15 protein-coding genes are annotated in these 14,779 nt (G+C 43.5%); 7 read left to right on the top strand and 8 right to left on the bottom strand.

What is annotated here, in order from left to right; genetic code table 11:
- Positions 1 to 16 precede the first annotated feature (16 nt).
- Both AC2FA3_RS02315 and cysE read left to right on the top strand, forming a co-directional pair.
- Entirely contained in the window at positions 17 to 460 is a 444-nt protein-coding gene (locus AC2FA3_RS02315) for a YtoQ family protein (RefSeq protein WP_490508128.1), read from the top strand.
- Between the two features lie 147 nt (positions 461 to 607).
- The gene (gene cysE / locus AC2FA3_RS02310) at positions 608 to 1,519 is read left to right on the top strand and encodes a serine O-acetyltransferase (RefSeq protein WP_490508127.1); all 912 of its coding nucleotides are present in this window, start codon (positions 608 to 610) and stop codon (positions 1,517 to 1,519) included.
- Between the two features lie 110 nt (positions 1,520 to 1,629).
- On the opposite strand, the gene AC2FA3_RS02305 is transcribed toward cysE, so the two are convergent.
- Positions 1,630 to 2,172, bottom strand: coding sequence for a DUF924 family protein (locus tag AC2FA3_RS02305; protein ID WP_490508126.1), 543 nt, complete (start codon positions 2,170 to 2,172; stop codon positions 1,630 to 1,632).
- 164 nt (positions 2,173 to 2,336) lie between these two features.
- On the opposite strand from AC2FA3_RS02305, the gene AC2FA3_RS02300 reads away from it, so the two are divergent.
- Positions 2,337 to 3,071, top strand: a complete 735-nt coding sequence (locus AC2FA3_RS02300) for a glucose 1-dehydrogenase (protein ID WP_201542995.1) — start codon at positions 2,337 to 2,339, stop codon at positions 3,069 to 3,071.
- A 155-nt stretch (positions 3,072 to 3,226) separates the two neighbouring features.
- Here the strand turns inward: AC2FA3_RS02300 and AC2FA3_RS02295 are convergent, their stop codons facing one another.
- The 6 genes from AC2FA3_RS02295 to pheA form a co-directional block, all read right to left on the bottom strand.
- Positions 3,227 to 3,826, bottom strand: a complete 600-nt coding sequence (locus tag AC2FA3_RS02295; protein ID WP_490508125.1) for a 2-amino-4-hydroxy-6-hydroxymethyldihydropteridine diphosphokinase — start codon at positions 3,824 to 3,826, stop codon at positions 3,227 to 3,229.
- Positions 3,774 to 4,184, bottom strand: a complete 411-nt coding sequence (folB, locus tag AC2FA3_RS02290) for a dihydroneopterin aldolase (protein WP_490508124.1) — start codon at positions 4,182 to 4,184, stop codon at positions 3,774 to 3,776. The genes AC2FA3_RS02295 and folB overlap by 53 nt, the downstream gene beginning before the upstream one ends.
- Before the next feature lie 83 nt (positions 4,185 to 4,267).
- Positions 4,268 to 5,230 (bottom strand): EamA family transporter RarD, encoded by a 963-nt coding sequence (gene rarD, locus AC2FA3_RS02285; RefSeq protein ID WP_201542997.1) that lies wholly within the window; start codon positions 5,228 to 5,230, stop codon positions 4,268 to 4,270.
- A 285-nt stretch (positions 5,231 to 5,515) separates the two neighbouring features.
- A complete protein-coding gene (locus AC2FA3_RS02280; RefSeq protein ID WP_490508123.1) occupies positions 5,516 to 7,843 on the bottom strand; it encodes a bifunctional prephenate dehydrogenase/3-phosphoshikimate 1-carboxyvinyltransferase in 2,328 nt (775 codons plus the stop codon).
- A 123-nt stretch (positions 7,844 to 7,966) separates the two neighbouring features.
- The gene (hisC, locus tag AC2FA3_RS02275; protein ID WP_490508122.1) at positions 7,967 to 9,112 is read right to left on the bottom strand and encodes a histidinol-phosphate transaminase; all 1,146 of its coding nucleotides are present in this window, start codon (positions 9,110 to 9,112) and stop codon (positions 7,967 to 7,969) included.
- Between the two features lie 82 nt (positions 9,113 to 9,194).
- On the bottom strand, positions 9,195 to 10,376 hold the full coding sequence (pheA, locus tag AC2FA3_RS02270) for a prephenate dehydratase (protein ID WP_490508121.1): 1,182 nt from the start codon (positions 10,374 to 10,376) through the stop codon (positions 9,195 to 9,197).
- A gap of 452 nt (positions 10,377 to 10,828) precedes the next feature.
- On the opposite strand from pheA, the gene AC2FA3_RS02265 reads away from it, so the two are divergent.
- Both AC2FA3_RS02265 and AC2FA3_RS02260 read left to right on the top strand, forming a co-directional pair.
- Positions 10,829 to 11,770 carry a transaldolase gene (locus AC2FA3_RS02265; protein WP_490508120.1) on the top strand — a complete coding sequence of 314 codons (942 nt, stop codon included), beginning with the start codon at positions 10,829 to 10,831 and terminating at the stop codon, positions 11,768 to 11,770.
- Between the two features lie 162 nt (positions 11,771 to 11,932).
- Positions 11,933 to 12,451: a hypothetical protein gene (locus tag AC2FA3_RS02260; protein WP_490508119.1), complete on the top strand. Its 519-nt coding sequence runs from the start codon at positions 11,933 to 11,935 to the stop codon at positions 12,449 to 12,451.
- 107 nt (positions 12,452 to 12,558) lie between these two features.
- Here AC2FA3_RS02260 and AC2FA3_RS02255 read toward each other — a convergent pair whose 3' ends face one another.
- Positions 12,559 to 13,128: an adenine phosphoribosyltransferase gene (locus AC2FA3_RS02255; protein ID WP_490508118.1), complete on the bottom strand. Its 570-nt coding sequence runs from the start codon at positions 13,126 to 13,128 to the stop codon at positions 12,559 to 12,561.
- A gap of 368 nt (positions 13,129 to 13,496) precedes the next feature.
- On the opposite strand from AC2FA3_RS02255, the gene rubA reads away from it, so the two are divergent.
- On the top strand, positions 13,497 to 13,661 hold the full coding sequence (gene rubA, locus AC2FA3_RS02250; RefSeq protein WP_201609864.1) for a rubredoxin RubA: 165 nt from the start codon (positions 13,497 to 13,499) through the stop codon (positions 13,659 to 13,661).
- Positions 13,662 to 13,689: 28 nt separating this feature from the next.
- On the top strand, positions 13,690 to 14,754 hold the full coding sequence (locus AC2FA3_RS02245) for an alpha/beta fold hydrolase (protein WP_490508117.1): 1,065 nt from the start codon (positions 13,690 to 13,692) through the stop codon (positions 14,752 to 14,754).
- Positions 14,755 to 14,779: the final 25 nt, after the last annotated feature.

The following is a 14,779-nucleotide window of genomic DNA, read 5'->3' as shown; positions in this document are numbered from 1 at the left end:
TAAAAAGGAGTTAACAGTGAACTGGACTGTTTATTTATCTGGAGAGATACACACCGACTGGCGGCAGAAAATTATGCAAGGTGCGAAAGCCCATGGTCTTGCTATTACCTTTACATCCGCCGTGACTGACCATGAAGCCAGCGACGCGGCTGGTGATGTGTTGGGTGAAAATGACAATGGATTCTGGCGCGACCATCAGTCATCAAAGGTTAATGCCATTCGAACCAAAAATATGATTCAAAAATGTGATATCGCTATCATTCGCTTTGGTGATAAATACAAACAATGGAACGCTGCATTTGACGCGGGCTACTGCGCCGCATTAGGCAAGCCTTATATTACTTTGCATGCTGAAGATATTATTCATCCGCTGAAAGAAGTGGATGCGGCAGCAATGGCATGGGCGCAAACGCCTGAACAGGTTGTCGAGCTGCTAAAATATGTGACCAGTGACAGCTAAATGACACCTGCTTGTCACCGATAAATCGTCGGTAATGGGCGTTTTATCTACAGACCCTCTGTTTTAATTTATCACTCATTGCTATATTTTGTACGGCGAAACTGCTATAACTAAAGAGATTGTCATTACAAAACAATAGGACGCTTTATGTCATTGCCAACCACCTTATTCAAATCGCTTGCCAATATCAAAAAAGACCTAAAAGAAGATATTGAAGCGGTATTCAATCGCGACCCTGCAGCGCGTAATAGCCTAGAAGTCATCTTGACCTACCCTGGCATCCACGCCCTCATTTTACATCGTGGCGCGCATTGTCTCTGGCAAAATGAGCAAAAACTTGCCGCGCGCGTGATTTCTTACGGCTCGCGTATCGTCACTGGCATTGAGATTCATCCTGCTGCAAAAATCGGTAAGCGCTTTTTTATTGATCATGGTGTTGGCGTGGTGATTGGTGAGACGGCTGAGATTGGCAACGACGTTACGCTTTATCACGGCGTGACCCTTGGCGGTGTCTCATGGAATAATGGCAAACGTCATCCTACTTTAGAAGACGGTGTCATTGTCGGTGCCGGTGCCAAAGTATTAGGGCCTTTCACGGTCGGTAAAGGCGCTAAAATTGGCTCAAATGCCGTGGTGGTAAAAGCAGTGCCAGCCGGTGCGACGATGGTCGGTAGTGCCGCCCGTATGATCTCAGACCATCATGACGAAAAAGGCAATCCTATTACGACCAAAGTAGACGACGCCAAACAACAAGAAAAAGCCGCGCAAGCAGGCACAACTACTCATCATCAGGCTAAAAGCGCCGCTTCTAGCACAGCACGAGCGACAGCGTTTCAGGCTTATGGGATTGACCCCTCTTCACAAGATCCTGTTGCTGAAGCTTTTGCTAAAATGCTCGAGCATATTCAGCAGTCAGAAAATCGACTCGACCAACTGCAAGCCGCTATGTGCAAAATAGATCCGGATTTTTGCAAAAAGGAATACGATAAATTGTGCTTAGAGGACTTGGATGTGATTGGTCGTACTGATATGGAAGATATAGGCACTGAGCAGAAGTAATCTGCTAGCTGTCGTCAATACTGAATAAAAAAGAGGCCAAACAGCCTCTTTTTCTATTTTAACCAATTGATAAGCAGCGCTTTATCGACTAGCTAGTTAACAGACAACATTTATAAAAAAGATGAGTCAGGCTGGGTCAAAAACTCTATTTCTTCACTACTCGAAACCCGTCCTAAAATGTCATTACGATGTGGATAACGACCAAAACGATCGATAATAACTTTATGTTTAAGCTCAGCATCCACGGTGTCTGCATTGGTATATTGCTTAAATAGCTTTTCTGCTTGCTGATGAATCAGTTTTGATTCGCTGTGCATATAAGGCATCAACAAAAACTTACGTTCATCCATCGTTTCAAGCGCCTCTAATGCACCGGCAGCAACCGCTTCTTGCGCGAGCGCGAGACTCATCGCATCTTGGGCAAAAGCCGCTGGCGTGTCACGGTAAATGTTGCGCGAAAATTGATCCAATATAATAATTTCAGCCAACCTACCCTGAATATTACATCGCCATTCGTATAGCTCTGACGCCGCTACTTGCTCAAGCAAATCACTGTATCGCTCTATTAGTAATTTATCAAAATCCTCGTCTTTCTCGAAAAACTTCTCACTACCCGCCTCATTAAAACAGAAATTTAATATGTCGTTGTACATTATTTCCTCACTACATTATTTAAAAAAGTCAGCCAAAAGCATTATTTAAAGCTATCTTTTAAAAACATAAAGCATTGACTTTTGGTTTCATAATTACTAAGGAGTATTTAGCGATTCTGCCCTATACTCTCTCATTATTCATAACTAAAAAAACAGGAAAACTTATGGCTCGTTTACAAGATAAAGTTATCATTATCACTGGTGCCGCCCAAGGCATGGGCGAAACTCATGCGCGTTTATGTATGGCAGAAGGCGCGAAAGTGGTCTTGACCGATATCAATTCTGATAAAGGCGACGCCTTGGCTAAAGAGCTTGGCGCTGATGCGCTATTTATTAAGCATGATGTTACTAGCGAGCAAGATTGGAAGCAAGTCGTTGAGCAGACTGAAGCGCGTTTTGGACGTATTGACGTCTTGGTCAATAATGCAGGTATCACCACTCACAAATCCATTTTAGATACTTCAGTAGAAGAGTATCGCAAGATTCTAGAGATTAACCAAGTGTCAGTATTTTTAGGCATGAAAGCGGTCATTCCAACCATGAAAGCAGCCAAACAAGGCTCTATCATCAATATCTCATCGATTAATGGCTTAGTTGGCGGTGCAATTGGCTATACCGATTCTAAGTTTGCGGTACGCGGTATGACCAAAGCGGCAGCATTAGAGTGTGCCCCTCATGGCATTCGCGTGAACTCCATTCATCCAGGCGTCATTGCCACACCGATGATTATGCAAGGCGATACCAAAGATGCGGTTGAAGCTTTTGCCAAAACTATTCCGATGAGACGTGTGGCTCAGCCAGAAGAAGTCAGCGGCATGGTGCTATTCTTAGCGTCAGATGATTCAAGCTACTCAACAGGTTCGGAGTTTATCGTTGATGGTGGTTTAACGGCGCAATAAGAATTTTCAATCTAAACCATGTGAGTTAAATAAAAGCTAGGCATTTCGCCTAGCTTTTATTTTGAGATTTTTTTCAGAAAAATACTAAGCTATCGAATACTAAGCCTTCAATAGCTTAATTCTTAATAAAATTTCAGCCGCTTAATTTAACCTCTTTAAAGCCCATTCGAAATTAATTCCTCAACTCCTGCTCTTTCATGCGCCTTAAATGGATATCTATCCGCCATGATTACCCATTGCTTTGGGCTTTTGGATATTTCTTTTTTGCTTAGGCTATTCTTATTAAAAGCAGTTTCTATCAGTAGAATGTCGATATCCATAGTGACTGTTTCTATCGGGCGTTTTATTGACGTTTGCGCTTCCGTTAAACGCTGCCTTTTGCAATCACTTTCAAACTTTTTAAAAGTCTGCTGCAACTGTTGCAAGGTCATGGCGGATGTAAGGGCTAAATAAACACACTGATTGGTATAATCAGGTTTTGGCAGCTCAGGTGTTGCCGTAAAATCAGGGTTTTGAAAAGCCGTCGAGAGTTGTATTTCACCTAAATCGGCTAACGTCTCTCGAACGCGGGCTAAGTGTTTTTGTGCTTGATAGTTACTACCTAAAGCCAATAGCAGCGCCGTCACAGAATACGTTTGCAGCTGTTCAGGCGCGCAATTTTTTAAGCCCTCAAGATTCAAATTAGCCAAATTTTTATGCATCTTAAACGTCATCGCCGTTGCTTGCAGTTGGCTTGTCAGTACTGGCTTTTGCATAACGTGTGATTTGCACTCCAACCGCATCAGCCTGCTTGATAGCAGTCGGCTTGGCAACGCTTAACGTTATTTTATGACAGTTGTATTTTGCGAGTAGCTTATCAGAAATTTGACCGGCCAAATGCTCAAGCAGCTGCGCCTTAATTGCTTGGCACCATTCGCTCACATCGTCACAGACCGCTTTGTAATTCAGCGCATCCTTAACATCGTCTGAAACAGCAGCTTTACTAATATCCGTCTCAAGCGCAATATCAATCAGGAGCGGCTGCGTAATAGCGCGCTCCCATGCATAAACACCGATAACTGCTTCTACTGTTAAGCCTTTGACAAATACCACATCAGATTCGGTACTAAACATGCGCTCATCCTTAATTATTAATTTTTTAACTGAGATTTTTAATTTAAGTCTTTAGCTCGAAATTTTATTTACTTTGTTGTTTTTCACTTACTCTGCTGCAACGCTTCTTCGCGCAAGCGCTCAGCTTTTAACGCTTTACTAGGACGATGACGCCACAAATCAATACTGAATAATAATAGCCCGAGCCAAATCAAACCAAAGACGGCTAAACGGTTTAAGTCAAAAGGCTCTTTATAATAGAATACCGCCAAGAAGAAAATAAAGGTCGGCGTCAGATAATTCATAAAACTTAAAATACTATAAGCAACTAGCTTAGTCGATCTATTAAATAACAGTAACGGTATTAAAGTAATCGGACCTGCCAGCATCAACAGCCAAATATTGGGCGTAAACCAAAAGCTCAGCTGACTACTCACAACATCCGCTTGCCAAAACCACCAAATAAATATAGGTACCAGCATCGTTGTTTCAACAAACATTGCATCGACTGCAGTCAGTGGCGTTTGGCGCTGAATCGTGCCATAAGTACTAAAACTAAAAGCAAGAATAAGTGATAACCATGGCAAGCTACCGAGCATCACTACTTGAATGACCACAGATAATAGCGCAAACCCAATCGCGACCCATTGCAAAGGTCGCAGGCGCTCTTTGAATAAAATCATCGATAGCGCCACCCCAACGAGCGGTCCGATAAAGTATCCTAAGCTTGCCTCAAGTATTTGATCGTGATTAACCGCCCATACGTAAGTCAGCCAGTTGGTGGCGATAATAATACCTGACAAAAAGGTCAATCCTATCCACTTTGGATTTCGCTTTAAAGTCTCTATCCATTGCCAGCGCTTGGTCACGACTACGACAATAAGCAAACAGGCAAACGTCCAAACAATGCGATGACCGATGATTTCTGTGGCGTTATAAGCGGCTAATTGTTTAAAATATAAAGGAAATGCGCCCCATATACAAAAAGCGATCAGCGCAGTTATGATACCACTTCGTGTGGTTTTAATAGGAACGACTGGTTTTTTGACAACATTTTGAGTGGTCATAAGACAAGACAACTTAAATTAGAGCAAAGCGCGACCTTACTTATTTATTATTTATCAATAATGAAAACTTAGCGGTAAGAGCGCAGGGTTACTACATATAGGGTAGAAAGTAAAAAGCAATGCGTTAATACCCGTTAAGTATCAACACATTGCTCACGACAATAACTTTGAAAAAACAACTTTTACGTCAAGGTTAATAATTAACCTTATGGACTTCATTGAATTGCGAAACCAACACTACAAAAGCCAATACTAGTGCTCATCAAGTGAATAGTCTTTTAGGGTCTAAGCCGCACCCTTATCCACTTGAATAGACATACCAATTTGATTGGCAAGCTCAGCAAATCCTGGGAAACTGGTATTGACGGTTTCAACGCCTTCAATAGTAATCTGCTTAGAGGCACGCAAGCTTGCAACCGCAAAACTCATGGCAATACGATGGTCATGGTGTGAGGTAATATGTCCGCCGCCAAAGACTGGCTGGCTGTTATTCACTTCATTAATGTCAACATTACTGCCCTTACCTTCAATAATTAGACCATCTTCGGTAACCGTACAATCAATACCTAACGTTTGTAGACCCTCTGCCATGACAGCAATACGATCTGATTCTTTCACGCGTAGCTCTTTCGCACCGGTTAACACCGTACGACCTTCTGCACAGCTAGCAGCAATGAACAATACTGGAAATTCATCAATTGCTAAAGGTACTAAGTGTTCTGGAATCTCGATACCTTTTAGGTTTGAGCTACGAATGGTAATATCTGCCACCGGCTCGCCGCCGACATGAGTCTCATTACTCAGGCTGATATCCGCTTGCATCAACTTTAGAATATCGATGATGCCGGTACGTGTCGGATTAATACCGACTTGCGTAAGGGTTAGCTCGCTACCTTGACTGATAGCAGCAGCGACCATAAAGAATGCCGCAGAGGATATATCAGCAGGGACTGCAATGTCACCGCCTGTAAGCGTTCCGCCACCTTTGACACTGACACGATTGCCATCAACAGTCACAGGATAGCCAAAGGCTGAGAGCATACGCTCAGTATGATCACGGCTAACTTCAGGTTGAATGACTGTTGTAGTGCCTTCTGCCCAAAGTCCAGCTAGCAATAAGCAAGACTTAACCTGTGCAGATGCGACTGGCATATCATACTCCATACCTTGGAGCGACTTGCCAACAATGTCACGACCAGTGATACTCAGCGGCGCGGCACCATTATGACCGGTGCTTTGAATGACTGCACCCATCTCACGTAAAGGCGCGGCTACACGCTCCATCGGACGCTTATTTAGACTGGTATCACCTGTCAATACACTATCAAATGACTGTGCAGCTAAGATACCGGCAAGCAGACGCATACTAGTGCCTGAATTGCCCATGTATAATGGCGTTTTGCTTGGTTTTAGACCGTTCATACCAACGCCATGAATAGTCAATCTGCCTTTATCAGGTCCTTCGATGCTCACGCCCATATCACGAAACGCTTGCAAAGTGGCAAGTGCATCTTCCCCTTCTAAAAACCCTGTGACGTTGGTGACACCTGTCGCAAGGCTACCAAGCATGATACTGCGATGCGAGATAGACTTGTCACCAGGAATGGTAATGGTGCCAGAGACGGTGTTGCTAGGAGTAATATTATAAGAAGCTGACATGGCAGAAGTATCCGTATAAGGGGTGCTGGCTAACATATGGCCAAAATGTCGCCGTGCGGCTTGCGCGCGGCCCAAAAGCCCCATGAGGGCGGTCGAATCTTTATCAATGATAAGCTGGCGCATATTCTGTAGATAAACGCCATACTCGTCAAGAGCGCTTATAATCGCGCTTTGATTGGCAAAAAATATATCATGCCACATCTTAGGGTCACTGGCAGCGATGCGGCTAAAGTCGCGAAAGCCGCCCGCTGCATAACGAAACATATCTAAATTATCATCATGACTCGCCAGCTGCTCGACCAAATTAAACGCCAGCAGATGCGGTAAATGACTGGTATGCGCTAAGATAGCATCATGATGCGCGGCATCCATTGACATAACAGTTGCGCCTACCGCTTCCCATAACTGGCGCAGCTTAAAAACGGCGCTATCATTGGTCGTTGGCAACTCACAGATAATCACGCTATGATTGACAAATAAATTGGCGCGCCTAGCATGATAGCCTGAATTTTCCGCACCAGCAATCGGATGCGCGGGTACAAAACCTGTTGGTAGAGAGGTAAATACTGACTTTGCGGCCTCAATAATATTAACCTTAGTACTACAGACGTCTGTAATGATGCAATCAGCAGCAAGCTGTCCATGATCCATGGCGGTCTTTATATCGACAAATACGGCTTGCACCGCTTGCACTGGTACGGCGATGATAATTAGGTCACTGCTAGATACCACTTCACTTAATACCGCACTACCCGCGTCTAGTAAACCATGTTGAATGGCTTCGTCGATGCTTGGCTCATGTTTATCAACCGCCACCAAGCGCTCACTTAAACCATTATCTTTGATGGCTTGGGCAAGGCTAGCACCAATTAGCCCTAGACCAATGACACAAACTTGTTTAAATAACGGCGGCTGAGTATGGATATTGCTAATATTATTTTTCTGGCGACTCACGGCGTTTCTCTTTCAACAAACCAGCATCACTATGCATAAAGCAAGCTGATATTGGCGTCATAAAATTGAATAATTAATCGAATGATTTGCTTATCAAGCAACAGATAGCTCACTTTTTATTAGTTATAAGTCATCAGTCAAGATTGAGCGCAAGGTATCAATGAGGCGCACATTATCTTCTGCTACCCCTACTGTAATACGCAACCAATTAGGCAAACCATAACCTTCTAATGGACGCACGATAACGCCCTGCTCTAGCAATGCTTGATGAATAGAAGCCGCTGTTATGTCTTCCATCTCGACTTCTATTTCAACCATAATAAAGTTGGCATGCGACTTGATAAACCCTAGTCCCAAGGCATCAAACTGCTTTTCTAACCAGCGCATTTGTTCTTGGTTAGTAAGCCTCGTTTTTTCAATGAAATCTTGGTCGTTAAGCGCCGCAGCGGCAGCAGCTAGCGCCACTCTGCTCACATTGAATGGCTGACGAATTCGATTGAGTAAATCAGCGACTGGCACTGAGCTTAACGCATAGCCAACACGCAAGCCCGCCAGTCCATAAGCTTTGGAAAAGGTACGTACGATGACCACGTTATCAAACTCATCTAACAGCGCCCGATTATTACTCTCAGGGCTATATTCGATATAGGCTTCATCTAATACCACCAATACCGAGCGTGGCACACTGGCCATAAACGCTTGCAACTCTTGATGCGCAAGCTGGGTGCCGGTTGGGTTATTAGGATTGGCGATAAACACCATTTTGGTATTAGGATTGTCTTGAACTGCCTTACTCATCGCCTTTAGATCATGACCAAAGCGATGAGCAGGTACTTCTATGCCTGTCGCCCCTTGCATTTTAGCCAGCATCGGATAAACGATAAAAGCATACTGACTGTAAATAATGGCATCGTCAGCACCAGCAAAGCTACGTGCTAAAATATTAAGCAAATCATCAGAGCCATTACCCAAGGTAATCTGGTCGACACGGACATCGTTAAAATCAGCAAGCGCTTGTTTTAGATAATAACCATTGCCATCAGGATAACGTGCCAGCTGACCCAACTGTTCGGTAATCGCCAGCGTAACGTGCGGTGAGCAGCCTCTTGGGTTCTCATTACTGGCAAGTTTTACCACATCTGAGACGCCATACTCACGTGTCAGCTCTTCAACTGGCTTTCCACTCTGATAAGGTATCAGCTCTAGAATACTGTCATAGGCAGGCACAAGCGGTGATAAATTTGACTCTGTCGAATGAGATGACTGCATGATTTATCCTTAGAGTTGATAACGCATCTACTGTTCGTTAATACCTGTTATTCGTTTGATAAACAATTTGATTAAATCAGTTTTACAATACTGCTTTTGGATAAGAACCTAGTACGCGCAAATCTTTGACTAATGGGCGGATATCAGCGATAGCTGCGCTCACATTTGCGTCTTCAATGTGCCCATCCATATCGATAAAGAACACATAAGCCCATTTATTAGGACGTTCAGGACGCGTCTCGATACTGGTCATCGACACGCCATGATAGGACAATGGTTTTAAGATTTCGATCAGGGCGCCCGCTTTATCATGCGCCGAAACCATGATTGAGGTCTTGTCTTGACCCGATGGCGCAATCGCCTCGTGACCAATAATGAGGAAACGCGTGGTATTACTTGGATTGTCTTCGATGTTTGAGTAAAGCTTATGTAAATCGTACTCTGCCGCCGCCACATCACCTGCAATCGCCGCTGAATGCCACTCGTTTTTTAAACGACGCGCCGCTTCACCATTGCTCGACACAGCCACACGCTCGACATTAGGATAATTGACGTCAAGCCAATGACGGCACTGCGCCAATGATTGCTGATGCGAGTAAATACGGCTCAAACCATCAAGTTTGGTATGCTCAGCGACTAAGAAATTCTGGTGAATAGGCAGCTCAACTTCACCGATTATTTTTAGTGTAGAAGATAAAAAGCCATCTAACGTATGGTTGACCACGCCCTCTGATGAGTTTTCGACTGGCACCACACCATACATCGCCGTGCCTGCTTCAACTTCACGAAAGACGTCAGTGATGGTATTTAGTGGCACAGTATCGGCAGCTTTACCAAAGTGTTTTAACGCTGCTGCATGGGTAAAGGTACCGACAGGGCCCAAAAACGCAATACGTTGCGGCGCTTCTAAATCCAAGCACACCGACATAATCTCACGGAATAATCGTGCCATTTTTTCATCAGCAATGGGTCCAGTATTACGTTCCATCACTGCCTTTAACACTTGCGCTTCACGCTCGGGACGATAAAAAATAGGATTGGTTTTTTCGGCGTCAGAGCTATTGGCAACGTGGTCTTTTTTCACTGTCGCCACTTGCTGAGCCAGTTTGGCACGATTGTTGATTAGCGTTTGAATTTCGCAGTCTACCGCATCAATATTTTGGCGCAATGTATTTAAAAACGCTTTATCAGTTGCAGCCTCATCGACACTTGCAGGGGTTTGGTTTAGATTGTCTACATTTTGCTCTGGTGACTGCTCACTCATTACCGCCCATCCTTTTTCTAATGTTGTTACTAAAGTTTATAACTGTTATCTGTTAGCGATGACTGTCTGTGCAATATGCTTATTTTAATAATAAATGCTTGCTTACTTCTCATGTTTCGCGCGAGCCAAAAAGCTGATCGGCTCTACTATAGCAAAAACTATCGACAGTGCCCATTCGTAAATGCGCGTAAATGAGCAATTTGCCATAAATCTTAGCACAGTTATGCCCTATAACAACTAAGTGCCGTGAAACTATCAGGCTACAGATGCTCAAATATATGATACAGTTTGATAGGTATAGGTTTAAGAAAACCTTTAAAAGGCCCTAAGCAGAACATTTAAAATTGCCATGATAAACCACTTTATGAAGATAAATATCATGGATAACCCACTTAAATAACACGACTAAATAAGAACATAACAACGTTAATTGACCATATCAAGGATATATGATGAGCGCATTACAACAGCTTCGCACCATGACCACTATTGTCGCTGATACCGGCGACCTTGCCGCCATTGCGCGTCTAAAACCCATCGATGCCACTACCAATCCAAGCCTCATTACCAAAGCACTCATTCATCCGGATAATGAAGCGCTAATGTCAGAAACCATGAGTCGCCATCGCGGTGATATCGATGCGGTAATTGATGAGCTGACTATTCAAATTGGCTGTAATATTTTGGCGTTGATTGAAGGTCGCGTCTCAACCGAAGTCGATGCGCGCCTGTCTTATGACACCCAAGCCACCATTGATAAAGCTCTCAGCTTTATGGAAGCCTATCAAAAAGCAGGTATCGACTCAGAGCGCGTCTTAATTAAGATGGCAGCAACCTGGCAAGGAATTGAAGCGGCTCGTTACCTTGAAACTCAAAATATTCACTGTAACTTAACACTATTATTTGGTCAGCATCAAGCGATTGCCTGTGCCGATGCTGGTGTGACGCTGATATCCCCTTTTGTAGGGCGTATTTTAGATTGGCAAAAACGCCAGCAAAACCGCCAGAACGTCCCAGCTTCAGACGATATGGGCGTGCAATCGGTCAAACTCATTTATCAATATTACAAGCAGCATGGCTATAAAACGCAAGTGATGGGTGCAAGCTTCCGCTCGATTGAGCAAATATTGGCACTGGCGGGTTGTGATCTTTTGACTATCGCGCCCAATCTAATTGATGAGTTGGCAGCCATGGATGTTGAAGTCACGCGCCAACTGTCACCAAGCATGTCCATGGATTTGGCCGACATGACCAAAGTCAGCTTAACGCATGACGAATTCAGTGCCGCTTATCAGCAAGATACGGTAACCCAAGACCTATTACCCAAAGGGATTGATGGCTTTATCAGTGCACGTGATGAGCTTGCGCAAATGCTAGCAGCCATGCGTGATTAATCACCCTAGTTAATTATGTCCTAGGCTTCTTAGGGGTTTATTTGCTAACAGACATTACTGAAACTGCCTGGGCGTGAACCCCTTGTCATAAAAGAAATTTGCCTGCTCCTATTAAGTTGGCTATGATGAACAACTTTATATAACAAAAAGCAAGGCTCGATTATGAAACGGCTAGCAGTGATATTAGCAGGTAGTACACTTGCAATGAGTGGCTATGCGGCAAACTGGTTAGAGGTATCAAAAAGTCAGACTGGCTCTATTTTTAGTTTAGATTTGGATTCTATCGAACGTTCAGACATTCATATTATTGATGAAAAAGAGGTCGAAAATATTACCGTCTCGATTCGCAGAACCTATCCTGCGCCAAAAAGTGTGAAGGAAAATGGAGAGGCGAAAGATAGTAAAGACACCACAGAAGCTAAAGAGAAACAGAAACAGAAACAGAAAGACACTAAACAAACAAGCACTCATCATAGCGACCAACAATGGCTTATCTCATGTAAGGACGCAAGCTACTATCAGCGCGCTTACGTGAATTATGCTGCTGATGATAAAGTGTTAAAATCTTGGCAATCAGATAAACCGATACTGACCACTAAAGACTTTAGGCTTACTAAACCAAAAACAATTAGTCGCTTGCTCATCGAACAAGCTTGTAAAAATTACCAGCAAGCTAAATAGCGTAAAATAAAACGAGTTAAGACAAACAAGTAAAATACGTCCAATTCAAAAAAAGCGCGCTGAACTATTTATTCAGCGCGCTTTTTATTATGCTAAAAACCATTTCTCTAAGCTTTTAAAACCGTATAGACAGGTACAGGAAATTCACCGTGTAAATCAACCAAATCTAACAATACCAATGCGCCAACCACCGTATGCTCAGCAGACTTGCACAGCTCATAAGCAGTAGTCAGTGTACCGCCAGTAGCCAAGATATCATCGACCAATAATACCCGCTCAGGTGGCAAATTATTTTGCATCTCAAGCGTGTCTTTGCCATATTCTAAAGCATAAGCTTTATTAGCGACTGGTGGTGGTAACTTGCCAGGTTTACGTAGCAAAATCATGCCTTTACCTAAGCGCCCCGCCAGCAAACTGGCAAATACAAACCCACGCGCCTCCACTGCACCCAAGCAATCCACCTCATCAAGCAAACCTGCAGGCAGTACAGCAAGCATCTCGTCAATCACGGCATTAATATGACTGCGTAGTAACGGCGTAATATCATAAAAATCAATGCCGACTTTCGGGAAGTCTGGTACTGTGCGAATGATTTGCCAAAATGGATGGTCAGTATTGAGCGTAGGAGACGACTCGGTTGTGGTATTTACTGCTGTAACGGCGGCATTAGCGCTCATAATAACCCTTAGCTTATAGGACTGCGATGATGATATGGCAGAGTCAATCGATATATCAATTGGCAAACTTAGTGGCAAGGATTATAGCATAATCGACTTTATCGTGGCGGCAAAACTGGCAAACTTACCATCGCTAAAACCATTAAAGTGACGCTTAAGAACTTGATAAAAGCTGGTTAATCTCAATATACAAGTGTAAACTTAACTATGAAAATGACGGTTATATGCTAAACTATGGGCGTTTTTAGTAGCTAGATATTGCCTATTATGGTTAATAAATACCTTAAAACATGTATTAACTACCTATTTAATATGGGTAATAGAAACACTGGAAATCGTAATACTGGAAATAATCGATAGGACTATTTATGAAACGTTATGAATGTATTGTCTGCGGTTGGATATATGACGAAGCGCTTGGCTGTCCTGAAGAAGGCATCGCTCCTGGCACCAAATGGGAAGACATCCCAGATGACTGGACTTGCCCAGAATGCGGCGTTGGCAAGCTTGATTTTGAAATGCTCGAATTTTAAGCCAACGATCGTCTAAATAGGATACTTCATGACAGAATCAAACCCCATTAACGCTGTGCCCGGAATCTCTGAAGCGCCTAACACGTCGGGAACAGCTGAGGTTGCAGAAGGAAATGGTAATTATCCAACGCCTGAATGGCAGCAATTTGGTGACCATGACTGGCATGCTTCAGACTTAAGCGAGCATCTGCATCAAGCCATGATAGATATTGGTGACGGTATCGAGCTGTGTGTTGAGGCGGGTGGCAACCCAAATAATCCACCTCTACTCATGATTATGGGACTTGGCTCACAAATGATATTTTGGCCAAATAACTTCATAAAGCGCTTTATCGATGCCGGTTTTTTTGTGATTCGTTTTGACAATCGTGATATCGGCTTGTCGTCTAAAGTACAGATTGATGGTTTACCACGTATCAGTCAGTTAAAAATGATGATGCGCCTGCAAACAGGATTGTCGAATAAAGGCGCGCAGGTTGCTTATAATTTAACCGATATGGCAGAAGATACGGCTCGTTTAATCAAGGCCTTGCACCTAAGTAAAACTCATCTACTTGGTGCTTCTATGGGCGGTATGATTGCTCAGATTGTCGCCGCGCGTTATCCAAGTTTGGTACAACGCCTAGCTTTGATGTTTACCACTACTAATCGCGCCTTTTTAAAACCGCCAAAGCCCAAGCAGCTATATACTCTCATCAATCGTCCTGAGAGCCATTCTGAGCGTGATATTGTGCGTCATAGCGTCTGGTTTATGAAAACCGTTGGTACGCCAGGACACGTCAATGTGCGCATGGTGCGTGACATCGCCAAGATACGCTATCAGCGTAATTTCCATCCACTTGGTACCGTACAACAGCTCAATGCTATTTTAGCCTCAGGCTCAATTAGCAAATACAGTAAGCAAGTTAAAGCACCGACGATTGTGCTGCACGGTAGCGCAGACGGGCTGTTACCCGCCTCGCAAGGGCGAGTGGTTGCAAAGACCATTCCCAATGCAACATTTCATTTAATCGAAGGTATGGCACACGATATTCCAGAATACTATCAGCCTTATATGGTCGATTTGATTAGTAATCATCTGTTAGAGAAATAGTGTTTTAAGTGTAGAACTGTGAATC

The organism is Janibacter sp. CoH_79_TC_3 (genome assembly GCF_058197955.1).
Note: the sequence above shows the minus strand (reverse complement) of the source record. Positions and strands in the feature narration are given on the sequence as shown.